The following is a 16,375-nucleotide window of genomic DNA, read 5'->3' as shown; positions in this document are numbered from 1 at the left end:
GGGCAAAACCTGGTGGTGCGTCTTTTGTGGGGGTTTTTGTGTGGTTTTTCCGTTGGGCCCCCCGGGGGGCGGACAGTTCGGCGGTCGCGAACTGTCCGCCCCCGGCTACCGCTACTTTCCGTCACCGTCGAGCGGGGAGCGGAGCAGGTCGTAGCGGCCGTACCCGTCCTCGGAGTCGTCCTTGGAGATGACCCCGTCGTCCAGGAGCTGGGCCTTGAGGCGGTTCCACCAGGAGCGCTGGCCGGCCAGGTCGACCGCCATCCACAGGTCGTTGAGCTCCTTGGGCTCGAAGCCGTCCTTGCCCTCGCGGTGCCACTGGTCCAGGCGGGCCAGGATGGCGTCCCGGCAGGCGTCCGGGGACATGCGCTGGGTGTCGGCGACCAGGCCGGGCAGTTCGAAGACCGGGCTGTCGTCCGCGGGGGCGGCGACCTCCTGGTCCACGTCCAGGTCCTGGTACTCGCCGGGCTCGGGGTCCTCTTCGGTGAGGATCCGGCGCAGTTCCTCGTCCAAGTCCTCGGTCTCCTTCGCGAGCAGTTCCTCGTCGACCTCGATGTCCATGTCGTCGTCCTCCTCGTACTCGCCGGCCTGGGTGGCGCTGTACTGGGAGGCCGTGCCCATGGTGGGCGGGTGGGTGGGCTTCTGGGGGAAGGCGCCGGTGCCGGCGGCGTCGTCGGCCTCGAGCAGCGGGGTGGTGTAGAAGGTGCGGTTGGTCCACAGCGGGCCGAACGCTTCCGCGGTCGTGGCGTCCATGGGGGTGCGGACGTTCAGTCCCGCGGTGACGGCGGCCGCCAGGGTCGGGCGGTCGACGTCGAAGGTGCGGGCGGTGACCGCCCACCGCTCCTGGTCGATGCCCATGCCGGCCGCGTACAGGTAGCCGGGCTTGCGGTTGCTCCAGCCCGGGAACGCCCCGGCCTCGATCGCCTCGGGCGGCAGCACGTACTGAGCTTCCGCGCCGTCGGACAGGCCGTAGGCCATGCCGGCGGGGTGGTTGGAGCGCGCCGTGGTGTCGATCTGGTCGTGCGTGGCGCGCTGGATCGAGGACAGGAACCAGCCTCCGGTGGAGCGCAGGGTGCGCAGCACCTTGGCGTAGGCGTCGCCGTCGGCGAAGTCGGCGGCCTCCTCTCCGATGATCAGGAGGAAGTTCAGGCCGCAGCCCGGCTTCCACTTCGACAGGCCCTTGGCGGCCAGGTACTCGCCGCGGGCCTTGATGACCGGGGCCATCTGCTTGAAGAACCGGCGGGCGTCCTTCTCGGTGTCGATCACCATGTCCGCGACGTGCCGGATGTGCCCGTAGTCCTGCATGAACTTCGAGCAGTTGATGATGATGACGCTGACCTCGGTGCGGGTGCCGGCCTCGGTGGCGATCAGCGCGTTGCCGACGGTCTTTCCGGCGCCGTTGACGCCCTGCGCGATGCAGTGCTCGACGTTGCCACCGCCGGCGACCTCCTGCGGGTCGTTCAGGACGCCGGGGAGGTTGAGCTTGAGCGTCTCGCCGTCCTCGTAGCGGCCGATCTGGATCGGCATGTCGCCGAAGCCCGCGCCGAACGCGGACGGACCCGGCCACCGGGTGCCTTCCTTGAGGAGGTCGGCGACCTGGACGCGCATGGTGATCTGCGAGGCGTCGTCGTCATCGACGGTGTGGGTGATCCGGCCGGTGCCGAGCTTGAGCGCGGACGTCATCGCGGGGATGCGGCGGGCGAGTTCGTCGGCGGTCGCGCCGTCCTTCGCCTCGATCTTGGCGAAGACCGTGCCCTTGCCGTTGGACTTGGCCTCCTGCAGTTCGTGCTTGGCCAGGCCGATCTCCGCCTCCAGCGTGGCCCACTTGCCGCCGGTCTTCTCGCCTGCGGCCTTCTTGTGGAGCTTGGACCACAGGTTGTTGCCGATGGACAGGCCCGCCCCGACCAGCAGCCAGCAGCCGATCGTGGTGCTGGACTCCAGCCCCACGACCGTGCCGAGCGTCGCGCCGGCGGTGACGGCGGTGGTGTTGACCAGGTGCAGGACCCGGGTGTCCTTGTCGCGCTTGGCGACCTCATCCATCCGGGCCACCAGCTTGGTCAGCCCCGTGCCCATTCCCGCGACCCCGAGGGCCGCCAGGGCGAGCGAGGTGGGCTGCTGCGCGAGCACGGCGTGGGCGGTCTCCACCAGGAGCGGGCCGCCCACGGTGACGGCCCACGGGCCGCCGTAGGTGAGGTAGAGCTGCCGGTCGCTGACCTGCTCATCCTCGGTACGGACGTCGATCTTCTTCGACGCGGAAGCGCGGCGGGGCATCAGGCGACCCTCCCGCCGGCCTCGCCCGGACGCCCGGCGGAGCCGGTGCTGGGCTTGTCACCGATGGAGAAGCCGGGCTTCTTGCCCTTGCCCTCGCGGGCCTTCTTCTCCGCGTCCAGCTCGGGCTGGATGAAGTGCTTGACGAAGCTGGCGTACATCTTGATGCCGCTCAGCCCGAGCACCTTCGCCGCGGACGCGCCGGTCTTCAGGTGCGCGCCGACCAGCTTGCTGCGGACCTTGGACTGCACGCCGAAGGTGAACCACTTGCCCTTGTACTGCGCGAGGATCGCGGACACCATGTCGGCGTCCATCGCGACCCGCATGTGCAGCTCCAGGCCGATCGCGCGCAGGATCCGCGCGTACTGGTAGAGGTCCCGGTCGGTCCGGAACTCGATCTTCTCCAACTGCTGTACGAGCTGGGCCAGGTTGCTGGCCAGCTTCTCGCCGTCGCTGTCGCTGTCGCTCATTGCGGTCCTTCCAGAAGGGGGCGGGACGGAATTCCGGGGGCTGTCACCTCCCCGCGGCGCCGGGCCGGGGCCCGGCACCACAGGCAGGCGGCAGGTTCACCGGTGGCTGCGGGTGTAGCTGGCCGGCTGCGTCGTGCCGGACTGGGTGTGCGAACTGGCGTCGTGGATCGCGTTGCTGACGCCGGAGCCGAAGGCGTTGATGCCGCTCGCCAGGGGCGAGGCGGCCAGCGCGTAGCCGAGCACGACGGTGCAGATCGCCAGCGGCATCCGGACGTCCATGCGCCAGGACACGAACACGCCGACGGCGGCGAACACCACGATGGGCAGAGTGATCATCGAGTCCTCCAGGACTTCGGGGAGGGCCGAGCAGAACGAGGGAGGCTCCCTGCGTTCTCCGCGCCACCGCCCGGGAAGGGGCCGGCCGGTGGCACGGGCAGCGCAGGGCTGCGGAACAGCGGTTCAGGCGGCGGCGACGTGGTCGGCCTGGCGGCTGCGGCCGTCGGCGCCGGCCGGCCGGTGCGGGGCGACGATCTGGCCGTCGGGCAGCAGCTCGCCGGTGTCCTCGAAGACCAGGACCGAGTTGCACAACAAGCTCCAGCCCTGCCCGGGGTGCGCGGCGATGGTCTGCGCGGCCTCGCGGTCGGGGCTGTCGGCGGTCGGACAGGTCGGGGTGTGCGTGCACAGGGAACTGGCCATGGGTGAACTCCCTCGGGCGGTGGCGGTGTTGAGGTGCGGACCGAGCGGCTGGTGCGGGCTGCGGTCCCTGCGTTCTCCACCGCGGCCGCGCCCCGTGGGGCCGGCCGCGACTGGGCAGCGCAGGGCGGCGGTGGTTCAGCCGGTGCGGAAGCCGGCGTAGGTGCCGGGCGCGGCCTTCGGCACGTGCATCACGGTGTCGACCGCCGCGAACAACGCCCCGCCGACGGCGGCCGCCGCGGCCAGGCCCGGGTGTCCGATCTCGGCGACGATGCGGGCGGCGCCCTGCGCGGCGTACGACGCCTTGAGCGTGGCGGTGTCGCCGTCGGTGACGGTCATGATCCGGTCGTACAAGCTCATCCGGACTCCTGGGATTCAGGTCAGCGGCGCGGCTGCTGGCGCCGCTGCTCAGCGAGGTAGGCGTCCTGCAGACGGCAGAACCGCTCGTAGATCGGGGCGCCGACCTCGCACGGCTGGTCCGGCTCGCAGGCCGAACAGGTGCTGGTGTGGGCGGTGTTGGCCTTGTCGGCGGCCATGTAGCGCCGGTAGAGGTCACCGGGCTTGGGCTGGGGCACTGGATTCCTTGTGGTCGGTGCGCCGAGGCGCGCGGTGGACATCCGCGACCAGGTGGCCGGCCTCCCACGCCTTGGCGGCCGCCGCGGCGGCGACGGCGAGCAGGGCGCGGACTGCCGGATGGGCGGGTCCGAGAGCGGTGAGGGCCCGTGCCGCGCGGTGCTGGGCGGCGCGGGCCCTGGATATGCGGCTCAGCGTCAGGAGCCGTTCTGCCGACAGGCGGGGCAGATCCCGCCGTTCCAGTCGTCGAACCAGCCCTGGCAGACGCTGCACTGGCCGTCGCCGTCGACCGGCGCCAGGACGACCAGGACTGCGACGGCCGCCCCGGACAGGCACTGGCACCTCCAGAACCCGCAGATGCCGCAGGCGTCGTTGAGCGCCGCCTGGACGATGGATCCGAACGCCGCGTCTTCGGCGTCCTCGTAGCCGTCCCGGTCGTCCTCGCGCTCGATGTCGTCGATGACGCCCGCGACCGGGACCGGGAGACGCAAGTGCAAGCGCCGGGGCTGTGCGAAGGAGATCGCGGCGGCCGGAGGCGCCGCTAACATCGTGGTCAAGGTCGTACCTCGCTCTGTGTCAGGAAACGGGTCCGCGACCTGTGACGACCCCGGGGGGCTACCCGGGGTCGTCGTCGCGTTCGGGCCCTGTGGCCCTCTGCCGCCGCCGCCCGGTTGGCTCGGGGCGGGCGGCGGCGACAGGCAGTCCCAGGACGGACGTACGGGCGGGTCAGGACTCCTGGAACTCGAAGACGTAGAAGACGCCGACGCTGCCGTGCAGCGTCGCGATCGACATCGGCCGGCCCTCACGGTCGGTCAGCCGCTCACCACGGGCGTCCTCGGTGTAGACGACCGGGGTGAAGCCGGTGAACGTGTTCGCACCGAGCGTGCGCAGCGCGTCGGCCTCGCTGATCGGGTGCGAGCTGCGCTGCTCCGGGAACGGGCTGAGGTAGTGGCTGGTGATGCTGCTGTAGTCGGGCTTGGCCAGGGACTTCATGTGCTCTCCTGCCAGATCGGATGAAAGGCTGGAGCGCGGTTGCTTCCTCCGGGCTCCCCACCGCCCACCGGACCACGCGAGGCGGTACGGCGGGCGACTGGGCAGCGCGTGGCTGCGGATGGATGATTGGCACATGGCCAAGAGGCGTGTGCCGAAGTTCGTTCGCGAGCGGATCGCCCGCGCGAACCTTGCGAAGTTGCAGGCGGCAGAAACTGCCCGCCAAGAACGGATCTCCAGCACTGGCGATGAGGTTCCGCCAGGGCCGGACAGGCCTTCGCAATCGGTGCGCGCCGTGCCAAGCAGTGTCGAATCCAACAGACGACGGCACTGACGGGTCACGAACGCGGTTGGTGCTCGTGCTGTGCTGGCGTGGCCAGCACGTCGCCCCGCTTGCGGGCGGCAATGTGCGTGCATGTCATTCATGGGCCGCGCCGTGCGGCTGACCAGGCGGTCATGCGGCGCGGGCAAGGACCTAAAGGCCCACGTCAGTGGGCAGTTCGAACTAGCCAGGGACATACCTGGGGTTCCACCGGGCCGGATTACGGAAATCCCGGCTTCAGTCCTTGCTCCTCTGTGGAGTTGTGAAGGAACGAGCGCTCCCCGTCCGGCCCTGGTGGGGGCTTTCCGGGCGCTAGGCAACCTGTGGGATCTGGCCGCTTCTACCGCCGCCACCCGCGGGTGGCGGCGAGGGGAGAGGTCAGGACCGAGTGAGCTGAGCGGGAGAGGCGGCCGCCGCGAGGCACAGCAGGAGCTGGCCGACACCGATGAACTCCGCGGTGAGCATCAGGAGCGCCATCACGCCGGTGAGCACGGCCACGCCCAGGGCGGCGACTCGCGGGCTCGGTGCGGGGTTCACGCCGCGACCGCCGTCTCGATCGCGACCGACGCGGCCGGACGGGCGGGGAGCAGCAGCGGGGCGAAGGGGATGAGCGCGTCGACCAGGAGCTCCCGGACGCGCTGCGCGATGGTCGGGTCGTCCGCGGCGATGTCGGCGGCGGCGAGCAGCCGGTCGTGGCGGGCCTGGATCGCGTCGGCGGCCGCGAGGTCGTCCAGGCCCGCGAGCTTCTCGTGCTCCAGCAGGCCGGCCTCGTACATCTCCAGCGGCGTTCCGAAGACGACGTCCAGGTCGACGGTGAAGGCCGGCACCGGGACGTCGATCGCGTCCAGCAGCGCCAGCGTTTCGGCGTCCAGTTCAGCGGCGGGGGAGGTGCGGTTCATGAGGTGGATCTCCTCTCGGAGGGACTGGTCTCGGGAGGCGTCCCGATCGCGGTGAGGCACGGCGAGGCCGTCCCGAGGCGGCGCCTCGGTCACCTCGTTAACGAGGTTGGCACCAGTACAACCATCCTCGTTAGTGATGTCAAGTAGTTCGTTAACGATGTACGCTCGGGGGGCGATTTTGAGGCATGCCGCCGCGTCCCTGCTCAGGCCGCGATAATCAACCGCCGTAGGATCGCTAACGAGGTAGGGAGACACATGGCGGGTGAGACGGGTGCTGTGGCGCCCAAGTACCGACGAATCGCTGACGACCTGAAGGCGGCTATCGAACGGGGCGACTACGCCGCCGGCGACCGGCTTCCCGGTGAGACCGCGCTCGCTGCGCAGTACGGCGTCGCATCCCTCACTGCGCGTCAGGCACTCAAGGTGCTGAGGAACGAAGGGCTGGTGGAGACGAAGAAGGGCTCGGCTCCCCGCGTGCGCTCGTTCCAGCCGATCCGTCGGCGCGGCATTCACCGGCTGGCTCGCGATCAATGGGGCGTCGGGAAGTCGATCTGGTCCGCCGACGACAGCCGGCCTGTCACTGTCGACGTCAGCGTGGACAGCATCGCGGCCCCGGAGTACATCGCTCGGGTGCTGGAGATCGCCGATGGCGGCCTTGTTTGTGCTCGCTCCCGGCGCTTCGTGCTGGAGCGCCGGCCGGTCATGCTGGCGACGTCGTACCTGGACCTGGAGCTGGTCGCAGGGTCGGCTATCACCAGTGTCGACACCGGTGAGGGTGGCATCTACGCCCGACTCGGAGAGCTCGGCTACGCACCTGTTCGGTTCCGCGAAGAGATCCGCACCCGACTGCCTACGACGGAGGAGGCCGCCGCCCTGGAGATGCCTGTCGAACGCCCCGTGATCAAGCTGGTCCGCACCGCCTTCGCCGACGGCGGCCGGGTGGTCGAAGTGAACGAGATGACGTTGGACTCCGCCTCGTACGTCCTGGACTACGAGTTCGATGCCTAGTGACCTCTGCTCACCCACCGTTGCTCCCTCCTGACAGATCGTCTGTGGGAGCAATCACAAGGGGCGCGGCCAAAAACCAACATCACGAAGGCGTGTCCAAGCTCGCTCGCATCTCCGTTCACACGTTTTCAACATCCGCATACACACGGGATTTTGTGATGTGGATCTAGGCTCCCGGGCATGTCGATGGAGGCTCAGAGGGTGGGAAAGCACCACGTGGGGTGGCGGCCGGAGCGGCTGCGGGAGATCCGCGAAGCCCATGGTTTGACCTTGGAAGAGGCTGGCGAGCAGCTGCGCGAGGTCGCCGAACGGGCGGCGCTCAAGGGCGTGCCGGCAGCGAATCCACAGACGCTGTGGCAGCACGAGCAGGGCGAGGTATACCCCGGTCCGCACTACCGGCGGGCGTACGCGTTGCTGTACCGCGCCACGGACAGTGAGCTCGGCTTCCGCAATGCGCTGCCCGGCGAGGACATCCGGTACCCGCTGACGCCGATGGACGACCAGCGCAATGGCGCTCACGTCCTGGCAGTGGAGCGGGCTGTCCATCGGATCGCGCCCGGCAGCGGGGACGCCGATGGCCACATGGCGCTGCAGCAACGGATCATCGACGCCTGGCGGCGGCGACACACCGGTGGCGATCCTCACCGCCCGTCAGTGGTGCTGGTCGGCGGCTACGCCGGCAGCGGGAAGACGGAGTTCGCACGGTTCGTCACGCAGCTGACGGGGTGGCCGCTGCTGGACAAGGATCCGCTGACCCGCCCGCTGGTGGAGCAGCTGCTGATAGCGCTCGGGGGAGATGCCAACGACCGGCACACCGACCTGTACCGCGAGCGCGTGCGGCCGGTGGAGTACGACTGCCTGATGCAGGCGGCGTGGGCGAACATCAACTGCGGGATCTCCACGGTGCTCACCGCGCCGTTCATCGCGGAAATGACCGATGAAGCGTGGATGCAGCGCCTGGTCAACAAGTGCGCCGCAGTCGGCGTGGACGTCGCGCCGATCTGGGTGCAGTGCGACGTCGACTCAATGCGCGAGTACATCAACTTCCGGTCCGCGGCACGGGACGCCTGGAAGCTGCAGCGGTGGGAGGAGTACATCGCCACCGTCGACCTGGAGCTGCGGCCGGCGGTGCCCCACATGGTGGTCGACAACCGCCTCGGCACGGCCATCTCGCTTGCTGACCAGGCGCGGCATGCGATCGGGACGGTGCACTCGTGAGCGGGAAGCAGGGCGTGATCCTGTACGGACCGCCGGCGGCGGGCAAGGACACCGTCACGCGGGAGCTGACCAAGCTGGCGGCGCGCTACAGCCAGTTCGCCCGGCTGAAGGTCGGCGCGGGCAAGGCCGAGGGCTACCGCATGGGCAATCCCGAGCAGCTGCACGAGCTGGAGACGGCGGGCGACGTCGTCTACGCCAACGCCCGGTACGGCAACACCTACGTCATCGACCGGCCCGGCCTGGACGAAGCGTTCGCGGCCGGGGTGCCCGTGGTGCACCTCGGACAGGTTGACGGCATCCGCGCCCTGGTCGACGGGTACCCGGCCGCCTGGGTCCGAGTGCTGCTGTGGTGCCCGAAGGACATCACCGAGCAGCGGTCGCGGGGTCGCGGCGACGCCGACACCGAGCAGCGCTTGGCGGCGTGGGACGCCACCCAAGAGGACGTCGACGCGCACCCGGAAGTGGATTGGGATCTGCGGGTAGAGACGGTGGAGACGTCGCCGGCTGCTGCCGCGCGGCTCATCGATGAGTGGCTGCGGGCGGGGGCGGCGTCGGCATGAGCGGCTACGGGTGGGCGAGTTGGTCCAGGGCGTCGTTGAGCGTGAGCTCGGCGTCGTCCTTGGCGTCGTCCCACCGGGCCAGGGTGGCCGCTGCCGCACGCAGCATTTCCGGCGGCAAGCCGGCGGCCGAAAGCATGTCGGCGACTTCCTCCATCTCCGGCCCCCACCGCCAGGCCCGCGCCGCCGCCTTCGCGACGTACTCCGGCTCGGCGAGGTACGAGTCGGAGCGCCGGGAGGCGATGTCGCGCAGCTCCTGGTCCACGCCGTGCTCGCGGGCCAGGGCGTACGACAGCGCCACCAGCACCCGCGACGTCTTCTGGAAGCTGGCGTACGCGAGCTTGAGCGCGGACGCCTGCCCCACCTGGTCGCCCAGCACCTTCGTACGCACCGCAGTTCCGTCGAAGAGGTCCTCGATCTGTGCGGCCGCGGCGGCCGGGCCGGACAGGTACAGCGTCGGCGTCTTCCCGCGGACCGGCGGCGAGCCGACCACGCCGCCGTCGACGACGGCCCGGGCCCGGGTGAGCAGGGCGGCGATGCGCTGCGCCCGCTCGGAGCTGATGGCGTTGGCCTCTACGTACACCCCGGCGAAGCCGTGCCCGGCGACCTCGCGCGCGAGGTCTTCGGCAGCCGCCGGCGGGCACAAGCTGATCACCGTGTCAGCCCGCTGCAGCAGTTGCTGCAGCGTATCCACCGGTTCCAGGCCGAAGCGGGCGGCGCGCGCGGCACTGGCAGCGCTGCGGCCTTCTGCGCACCACAGGACGCTGGTGGCGTTGGTCGCGGCGCACGCCGCGACGGCGGCGCCCATGCTGCCGGGGTGGAGGATGCCGACGGTCTCTTCCACAGGGCTACTCCGGGCTGGTGGTGAGCAGGAAGTCGATGGCACCGATGACGTCGTCCACGGTCTGGTGCGGGGCGGGGACCTCGGGAGGCCATGGGCGGCCGCGCAGCCAGATGGTGCGCAGGCCAGCCTGGTGGCCGCCGCCGATGTCCGCGCTGGGGTTGTCGCCGATCATCCAGCCGCCGTCCGTCAGCCGTGTTCGGCAGCGCGTGGCAGCCAGGCGGAACAAGCGGCTGTCTGGTTTGCGGACTTCAAGGTCGCCGGAGACTGCGATGCCGTCGGCCAGTTTGGTAATGCCGGTGGCAGCGAGTTTGGCGCGCTGGATATCCGAGGCGCCGTTGGTGACGATGCCGATCGTCCAGTCGTCGGCGCGCAGGCGGGTCAGGCCCTCGAGCACGGCCGGGCGGCAGGTGACGGAAGCGGCCATCCGGTCGACGTAGTCCTGCCAGAGCTGGCCTGCGGATTCACTCAGCGCGAAGGTGCTGCAGAGTCGCGCGAAGTCGTCGGCGTAGGCCCGGTCTGCCAGTTCGGCCAGCAGCCAGTTCCGGATGTCCGGTCCGTACCGGTGATGAGCGCACAGACCCGTGACGGCGTCACCGAACGCCGCGCGGCGGTCGACCAGTGTGCCGTCCAGATCGAAGAGGGCAAGTCTCTGCACGCTGCGACCCTAGCGATCGCACCTTTTCGCTGGGCATCGTCGCTGCTCAGAGGGCCGATCGGTAGGGGTTTGCAAAGTAAATGCTTTGTATCCACCGCGGGCGTCTTGGGCTACGGTCCGGGCCTGCGGCCGCCCACCCACCTCGAGGTGTGTAGGCGAGCTGAAGCCCGGCGGCGTACGGTCGCCGTTCCCGGACGCGGAAGGGAGGCAGCAGACATGTTCGGCAACTTCGTCCCGTGTGGCGGAACGTGGCGGAAGGTCAGTGCGCGCCTGGCGGGATGGCAGGCGGGTGTTTGGCGCGGGCGGCCCATCGTGCCAGCTGCAGCCCCGAGGATGATCCGTATGTCTGCATGCCTGGTGACGACACGTCATGCCCCCGTGCACGCTGAGTGGTCGCCAACCGATAGGGTGACCCCGAACGTTGATCCACAGGAGAGTGGCCCCGTCGACCGGCTTGGGCAAGCCGGGAGGGGCCACAACGGCCAAGGACCTTTTGCGACGGGGTCCGAGGCCAGTGCCGAGCACCCTTATCCAGAGGAGGGCGCCGACGTGATCAGGGTACCCGTACCCGGCGCCGACGACACCGCACCCCGCCGTGGGGTCAGCAGCGATGCGCTGCTGACCCTTCGCCGGGGCGTTCGTGTTGCCCACACGCACGTCATCCCGGTCCGCACCTCTGCTGAGGGGGCCGGGATGACGTAGGTCTCGGGCGGCCTTGCGCCGCCGGGGTTCTGGCCTGCAAGACGATCCCCATCGTCTTGGGCTGAGCGCCCCATCTGCCACCGAAGGGTTGGGAAGCCCTCCGAAGGAATGTCCGTCCGGTTGCCGCCGGTCAGACGTTCGATCTTGGTTCTCACCGAACCGCACCACCCGCTGAGGCGGTGCCATTTTGCGTAGCCGTCTCCGTGAAGGAAGGCCGCTGCCATTTTGCACGTGCACGAGCAGGTGCGCCAGTTCTGGCGTGCGTGGAGTCCTGCGTTTCAGCCATCCGAGCGGCCCGAGCGGCCCGGGCACGGCTACACCGTGGCGTACATCACACGGCGTTGTGTCCCCGGGTCGGCCTGTGGAACTGATCGAAAGTCGTTCCTCCCTGCCGTCACACGGTCGGCGATTCCGGCACCTGTAGAAGACGTGAGCACCCCTTCGTCCACAGGCGGCCCCTGCGGGGCCTGCGTTCCGCGTCCTCTATCCACAGGTGACCTGGTCCACGGTCGCCGAATGACCTGTGTCCCGACGCCGGCCCGGGTGGACCGATGAGCACCGCGGCGGCGACGGCCGCTGTGCCGTCGCCGCGCTGTCCCGGCCTGCCGGTCGACGACGCGGTCGACGCGCTGCCGGAGCTCACGGAGCTGTTCGTACCGGAGGCTTCCCACTGGCTGTCGACGACGTCGTCGCGGCTGGCGATGGACGGCTACAGCTGGATGCAGGCGGTGCACTGGGTGGCGGGCAGCGGCCTGTACCAGCCGCGGCGTCACCACCGGTCCGGGCCGCGCTCGTTCGGTCCCACGACGGTGCGGGTTGCCCAGGAGCTGGCGAAGTTCGTCCAGTGCCGTCCCGGGATCGAGTTGCTGATGGCGCGCACGGGTCTGTGCAAGCGGTCGGTGGAGAACCACCTGCGGATGCTGCGGGAGACGGGCCTGCTGGTGTGGGTGTTCCAGGGGACCCGGGAGAAGGGCGGGGACCGGAAGGCGTCGGAGTTCGTGCTGATGATCCCGCCGGAGTTCGACGCGGCGCTGGGGATCCGCACGGTGCAGCGGCATGAGGCGGCGCCGGACTACACGCGGGCGGTGGCCGGGATCGGCGAGGCGGGCCGGGTAACGATGGCGAAGCTGGCTCAAAAGGCGGCCCGTAAGGTCCGCAAGCCGCGGGCGAAGGTCTCCTCGAAGGGGTCGGTGAAGTCCTCGCTGATGCCGCCGGCGCACGCCGGGAACAGCGGCCAGGAGCCGGTTTCCGGCACGGATTTGGGTCAGGGCCGTTGCACCCCAATGCAGGGTGGTACCTCAATGCTTTCCACTGCCGGTACTACCACTGATCCCTCTGAGGACAAGCTCGCCAGCGGGCAGCACAAGTCGTCTCACCCGAAGAAGGCCACGCGCGCGCCGAAGAAGCGCAACCGGGTCGGGCAGCGGTTCGTGCTGGCCGGGGAGCTGGTGCGGCGGGTGCCGTGGCTGCGTACGGCCTCGAAGGCCCGGATCGCGTGGGTGGTCGGCGAGGTCTCCGACGCGGGCTGGACCGCCGATGACGTCCTGGCCGCCCTGGACCTGCGCCAGGAGCCGCCCGGCGGCGTGAAGCGCGCATCCGGGTTCCTCGCGGCCCGGATGCGCGGCATGGCCACCATGCCCGGCTGGACCACCAAGCAACAGCGCCAGGTACAGGTCGACCACCGCACCGCCGCCGTCGACGCCGCCCGCAAGGACCGCATCCAGCAGCTCCGTGACCAGCAAGAACGCACCGAGAACGCCTGGCAGAAGCCGCGCAGCGCCGCCGTGCAGCGTGAAGTCGACCAGCTGATCGAGCAGGCAGTGAGGCGACCCTCGTTGCCGGCCGACAACGAGCCGGGGCTGCCGGAGCTGACAGGGCTGGAAGACATGACCGCAACCGAGGCCGCGGGCATGCGCAAGGCGGCGGCCACGGAGCTGATGACCGGCAAGACGACGCTGATCGGCGCCGCCGTCCGGTACTGGGGGCCGGCGGTCGCGGAGAGCATCTACGGCAGTGACCTGGTCCAGCGGGCCCGGCAACTGGCCTTCATCACGTCGCTGAGCACCGTCGGCACCATCAGGGGGCACCAGTGACCAGCACCGGGCCCGGCAGCCAGGGCAGCGGATCTGCCGCATGCCTGCATCGGCAACGGCCCGGCGCGTACCGTGAGACGACGCCCCTCAAGGAGGCCCGGATGAGCGCGCAGCCCGACCACGCACCCGTTACGCCCTACGCCCCCGCCCCCGGGGCGCCAGCGGAGCTGCTTGCCCAACTGCGCGCGGACCGGCGCGCGGACCGATGGGTGCCGGCGTTCGAGCGGCAGTGGGCGGCCGCACTGGAGGAATCCCGCGCCACGTTCTCCCTGGCACCTCTGTACGAGGTCGTCCAGGACTGGCAGGCCCGCCTGGCCCACGCTCCGGCCGTCGACGCGTTCATCGCCTCCGGCTACGACGACAGCGACGCCATCGACATGGCGGAGCTGCGGGGAAGGCGCCGGTGACCCCACAGCCGTACGCGGTCCGCTTCTCAGCGCCGGCCGCGAAGGTTCTCGACAGCCTGCCCGAGCACGTCGAAGACACCGTGTGGGACGTCCTCGATGCCGCCGCCGGCGACCCGTGGGGCTTCCAGCAGTGGCACCGCGACGACCCCGAGGGCGACGACGTCCGCTACGCGGCTGTCGGCCAGCTCTCCCTCATCTACTGGGTCAACCGACCCCTACGCCGACTGACCGTCCTGAACATCGTCTGGCTCGGCTGACCCGGCCCGGCAGCATCCTGGCCAAGGGGGCCCTACCGGCTGCTGTCCTGCTCGGCGGCGGTCTGACGCTTGGCCGCGGCCAGCACCCGGTGGACGAGTTGGACGCGCTCGCGGTGCGGCACGGCCGACGTCGTCCCCTTGCGGATCACGCACCGCTTCTCCGGCGCGGCCTTGCAGCGCGGGCACGTCACCTTCGCCCACAGCTCAGCGTCTTCCTCGCCCGGCTGTCCGGGCCGGGCGGGGCTGGGCTCCGGCTTCGGGCAGTCGCCCGCGAGGTGCGCGGGCTTCCCACGTTCCGAGCGGCGCCGGACGTCTTTGTCGATCGGGTACCCGCACATCGCGCAGATGAGGGGGCCGCGTCGGCGCGCGGGCCGCCGGGAGGGCTGCGGCCTCTGTGCGGGAACCGTACTGCTGGTACCGTCGACGCGGGTGACCGTCACCTCCGACGCCGGCGGGACGTCGTAGGACGGCAGGCGCGGAGTCGCTGTGTGCGTCTGGCCCTTGCGGCCTCCGCGGCCGGGGCGGGTGGTCATGGCGGCAGCGTAGCGGCGGGGGGCCGCCAGACGGCGAGGCTGCGGCGCCGTACCGCCCGTACGGGCGACACCGCCCCGGGTGCCGCCCGCTGAGACTGCCGGTCAGCCCTCGTCCAGCTCGTCCAGGCCGCCGACCACGGCCGCGTAGTGCACGGCGAGTTCGTCCGACACGATCTCGTCCAGCAGCTCGTCGTACTTCCCGTCGTCCTGCTCCGATCTTGCCGCACGCCTCCGGTCCGATCAGGGAGGCAGGCACTCACGGGCGCGGAGATCCGCCATCTGCCTCATCAGGCAGACCTGCTGCTTTTCGGGCATGGCGCAGGGCCTCCTCGATCAGGTCGGCCGCTTCGGTCCACTGCTCGTCGTTCCCGGTGCGCGGCACCCGTGCCGCACCGGCCAGTGCCCGCACCGCGGCCCGGGCCTCCTGCGCCCACAGGGTGGCCGGGCCGGTGAGGTCGGCGTCCATCGCCTCGCACTCGCAGCCTGGGAACGAGCACGCGTGGCCGGAGAGCGACCGGCCGGGGCAGCGCACCCAGTCGGAGAGCACATAGGGGTCGTCCTGGCCGAGCACCACGGCGACCGCGGCGGCCAGCGGGCGGCCGTCGGGCAGTTCGCCGGCGCGAGCGAGAGCCGTTCCTGCCACCCACAGCACTTCCCGCGACTCGTCCCACGGATCACCGTCGTAGGCGCCGGCCAGCGCCCACGCTCTGTCAGCCTGTGCACGCAGGGCCTGCCGCTCGGCCTCGGAGAGGCGGTCGTGCTGGTACCAGATCAGCCCTTCCAGCCGCTCCGCCTCGTCGAGGTGGGGCGCTCGCCAACGCTCGGCGCGGAAGATGTCGTCCAGGCGGCTGGCCGCCCATCCGAACCCCGCGGTGCGGACCGCTGCGTAGAGCACTTCGGAGGGCCGCTGTGAGCGCCGTAGCGCGGCGGTGTAGTTCACGCCGGTGGCCTGCTGGATCTCACGGGCCCGCTGGGCGGCGGTGGAACGCTTGGGCATCGTCTGCCTTCCCGGACAACCCGCGCCTGTCCGTAGGCGATACTGCCGGTACGGAAGAGGCACGGATCTCGGAAGACCTTGGCCGAAGGGCTGACCCGGCGCGGGCGGGGTTCAGCACGGCGAGTGGCGTGCGTGGCTGCCGCATGAAACCTAGCAGGCCAGATGACCCCCTGCCGGGAGGGGAGTTGCGGCGTGTCGCCCGCTACCGCGCTGCGCACGATCGTGGTCGTGGCGTACATCGAGGTCTGATCCTCGTCTCCTCATCGGACGACCTGCTGTTCTATGCGGGATAGGCCGTGGACGAGGGCGGCGCGCCAGACCTCGCCGGGGGTGATGATCCTGGCGGCGAGGCGGTGGTATTCGGCGAGCGCGTCGGTGTCGCATCCGGGGCGGTGGGGCCGGTTGGGCCGGGCGTCGGGGTAGCGGTCTCTCCAGTCCGAGAGCAGTCCGACCTCCTTCCCGCATGCGGCCCAGCAGCCGGCCCGCACGGTCAGCACAAGATCAACGGGTAACCGGACACTGATCGCCGCGGGGCCCGCAGGATTCGGAGAGCCCGGCCACCGGCCTCGGGACTGCCGCGGCTGCGTCGGCCAGTCCTTGTTCCAGCCTCGGGTCTCGATCTCCTGGACGACCCCGCCGGTCACCAGGGCCTCGATGCTGTCCGCCAGCTCACCCGCTCGCCGCAGCCGGGCCTTTTCCTCCTCCCACAAGTCCCGGCGCGCCCTCGCCTCTCGTCCGGTGAGGCCGCGGGTGTTGGCGAGCTCGTGCGCACGGACCCGCTCGCGTTCCTTGGCGAAGTACGGCTTGAGCGCCGTGAGCGTGGTCCTCGTGGTGCTCGGCACCGAGATGGTCACGGGGATCTTGCCGACGTTGTTCCCCAGCGTGGTCATGT

At 70.5% G+C, this 16,375-nt stretch carries 21 protein-coding genes; 6 read left to right on the top strand and 15 right to left on the bottom strand.

The window, feature by feature from the left end; translation table 11 throughout:
* Window positions 1-111: 111 nt before the first annotated feature.
* From ACFZAM_RS36375 to ACFZAM_RS36330, 10 genes are all read right to left on the bottom strand, one after another.
* Complete coding sequence (locus tag ACFZAM_RS36375) at window positions 112-2,268, bottom strand: hypothetical protein (protein WP_391052686.1); 2,157 nt, start codon at window positions 2,266-2,268, stop codon at window positions 112-114.
* Entirely contained in the window at window positions 2,268-2,735 is a 468-nt protein-coding gene (locus ACFZAM_RS36370; protein WP_391052683.1) for a hypothetical protein, read from the bottom strand. Before ACFZAM_RS36370 ends, ACFZAM_RS36375 begins: the two co-directional genes overlap by 1 nt.
* A gap of 96 nt (window positions 2,736-2,831) precedes the next feature.
* Complete coding sequence (locus tag ACFZAM_RS36365) at window positions 2,832-3,071, bottom strand: hypothetical protein (protein WP_391052680.1); 240 nt, start codon at window positions 3,069-3,071, stop codon at window positions 2,832-2,834.
* A gap of 123 nt (window positions 3,072-3,194) precedes the next feature.
* Entirely contained in the window at window positions 3,195-3,419 is a 225-nt protein-coding gene (locus ACFZAM_RS36360) for a DUF5999 family protein (RefSeq protein WP_391052692.1), read from the bottom strand.
* A 147-nt stretch (window positions 3,420-3,566) separates the two neighbouring features.
* Window positions 3,567-3,788: a hypothetical protein gene (locus ACFZAM_RS36355; RefSeq protein WP_391052677.1), complete on the bottom strand. Its 222-nt coding sequence runs from the start codon at window positions 3,786-3,788 to the stop codon at window positions 3,567-3,569.
* Window positions 3,789-3,808: 20 nt separating this feature from the next.
* Window positions 3,809-4,003 (bottom strand): hypothetical protein, encoded by a 195-nt coding sequence (locus ACFZAM_RS36350; RefSeq protein WP_391052674.1) that lies wholly within the window; start codon window positions 4,001-4,003, stop codon window positions 3,809-3,811.
* 195 nt (window positions 4,004-4,198) lie between these two features.
* On the bottom strand, window positions 4,199-4,558 hold the full coding sequence (locus tag ACFZAM_RS36345; RefSeq protein ID WP_391052671.1) for a hypothetical protein: 360 nt from the start codon (window positions 4,556-4,558) through the stop codon (window positions 4,199-4,201).
* Window positions 4,559-4,727: 169 nt separating this feature from the next.
* Complete coding sequence (locus ACFZAM_RS36340) at window positions 4,728-4,994, bottom strand: hypothetical protein (RefSeq protein ID WP_391052669.1); 267 nt, start codon at window positions 4,992-4,994, stop codon at window positions 4,728-4,730.
* A gap of 697 nt (window positions 4,995-5,691) precedes the next feature.
* Complete coding sequence (locus ACFZAM_RS36335; RefSeq protein ID WP_391052666.1) at window positions 5,692-5,850, bottom strand: hypothetical protein; 159 nt, start codon at window positions 5,848-5,850, stop codon at window positions 5,692-5,694.
* Window positions 5,847-6,212, bottom strand: a complete 366-nt coding sequence (locus ACFZAM_RS36330) for a hypothetical protein (RefSeq protein WP_391052663.1) — start codon at window positions 6,210-6,212, stop codon at window positions 5,847-5,849. Before ACFZAM_RS36330 ends, ACFZAM_RS36335 begins: the two co-directional genes overlap by 4 nt.
* 255 nt (window positions 6,213-6,467) lie before the next feature.
* On the opposite strand from ACFZAM_RS36330, the gene ACFZAM_RS36325 reads away from it, so the two are divergent.
* The 3 genes from ACFZAM_RS36325 to ACFZAM_RS36315 all read left to right on the top strand — a co-directional run bounded on the left by ACFZAM_RS36325 (window position 6,468) and on the right by ACFZAM_RS36315 (window position 8,998).
* Window positions 6,468-7,220, top strand: coding sequence for a UTRA domain-containing protein (locus tag ACFZAM_RS36325; protein ID WP_391052662.1), 753 nt, complete (start codon window positions 6,468-6,470; stop codon window positions 7,218-7,220).
* Between the two features lie 180 nt (window positions 7,221-7,400).
* Entirely contained in the window at window positions 7,401-8,438 is a 1,038-nt protein-coding gene (locus ACFZAM_RS36320; protein WP_391052659.1) for an AAA family ATPase, read from the top strand.
* On the top strand, window positions 8,435-8,998 hold the full coding sequence (locus ACFZAM_RS36315) for a guanylate kinase (protein ID WP_391052656.1): 564 nt from the start codon (window positions 8,435-8,437) through the stop codon (window positions 8,996-8,998). Before ACFZAM_RS36320 ends, ACFZAM_RS36315 begins: the two co-directional genes overlap by 4 nt.
* A 4-nt stretch (window positions 8,999-9,002) precedes the next feature.
* Here ACFZAM_RS36315 and ACFZAM_RS36310 read toward each other — a convergent pair whose 3' ends face one another.
* On the bottom strand, window positions 9,003-9,839 hold the full coding sequence (locus ACFZAM_RS36310) for a DUF1932 domain-containing protein (protein WP_391052653.1): 837 nt from the start codon (window positions 9,837-9,839) through the stop codon (window positions 9,003-9,005).
* Between the two features lie 4 nt (window positions 9,840-9,843).
* Complete coding sequence (locus ACFZAM_RS36305) at window positions 9,844-10,494, bottom strand: HAD hydrolase-like protein (protein WP_391052650.1); 651 nt, start codon at window positions 10,492-10,494, stop codon at window positions 9,844-9,846.
* Between the two features lie 1,253 nt (window positions 10,495-11,747).
* On the opposite strand from ACFZAM_RS36305, the gene ACFZAM_RS36300 reads away from it, so the two are divergent.
* From ACFZAM_RS36300 to ACFZAM_RS36290, 3 genes are all read left to right on the top strand, one after another.
* Window positions 11,748-13,289: a transcriptional regulator gene (locus ACFZAM_RS36300; RefSeq protein WP_391052648.1), complete on the top strand. Its 1,542-nt coding sequence runs from the start codon at window positions 11,748-11,750 to the stop codon at window positions 13,287-13,289.
* Window positions 13,290-13,390: 101 nt separating this feature from the next.
* A complete protein-coding gene (locus ACFZAM_RS36295) occupies window positions 13,391-13,696 on the top strand; it encodes a DUF6247 family protein (RefSeq protein WP_391052645.1) in 306 nt (101 codons plus the stop codon).
* Window positions 13,693-13,953, top strand: a complete 261-nt coding sequence (locus ACFZAM_RS36290; RefSeq protein ID WP_391052643.1) for a hypothetical protein — start codon at window positions 13,693-13,695, stop codon at window positions 13,951-13,953. Before ACFZAM_RS36295 ends, ACFZAM_RS36290 begins: the two co-directional genes overlap by 4 nt.
* A gap of 32 nt (window positions 13,954-13,985) precedes the next feature.
* Here the strand turns inward: ACFZAM_RS36290 and ACFZAM_RS36285 are convergent, their stop codons facing one another.
* The 3 genes from ACFZAM_RS36285 to ACFZAM_RS36275 all read right to left on the bottom strand — a co-directional run bounded on the left by ACFZAM_RS36285 (window position 13,986) and on the right by ACFZAM_RS36275 (window position 16,373).
* The gene (locus tag ACFZAM_RS36285) at window positions 13,986-14,486 is read right to left on the bottom strand and encodes a hypothetical protein (protein ID WP_391052640.1); all 501 of its coding nucleotides are present in this window, start codon (window positions 14,484-14,486) and stop codon (window positions 13,986-13,988) included.
* 256 nt (window positions 14,487-14,742) lie between these two features.
* Window positions 14,743-15,483 (bottom strand): hypothetical protein, encoded by a 741-nt coding sequence (locus tag ACFZAM_RS36280; protein WP_391052638.1) that lies wholly within the window; start codon window positions 15,481-15,483, stop codon window positions 14,743-14,745.
* Between the two features lie 260 nt (window positions 15,484-15,743).
* Window positions 15,744-16,373: a hypothetical protein gene (locus tag ACFZAM_RS36275; RefSeq protein ID WP_391052635.1), complete on the bottom strand. Its 630-nt coding sequence runs from the start codon at window positions 16,371-16,373 to the stop codon at window positions 15,744-15,746.
* Window positions 16,374-16,375 lie beyond the last annotated feature (2 nt).

This window comes from Streptomyces sp. NPDC008079, assembly GCF_042957385.1.
Lineage (GTDB): Bacteria > Actinomycetota > Actinomycetes > Streptomycetales > Streptomycetaceae > Actinacidiphila.
Note: the sequence above shows the minus strand (reverse complement) of the source record. Positions and strands in the feature narration are given on the sequence as shown.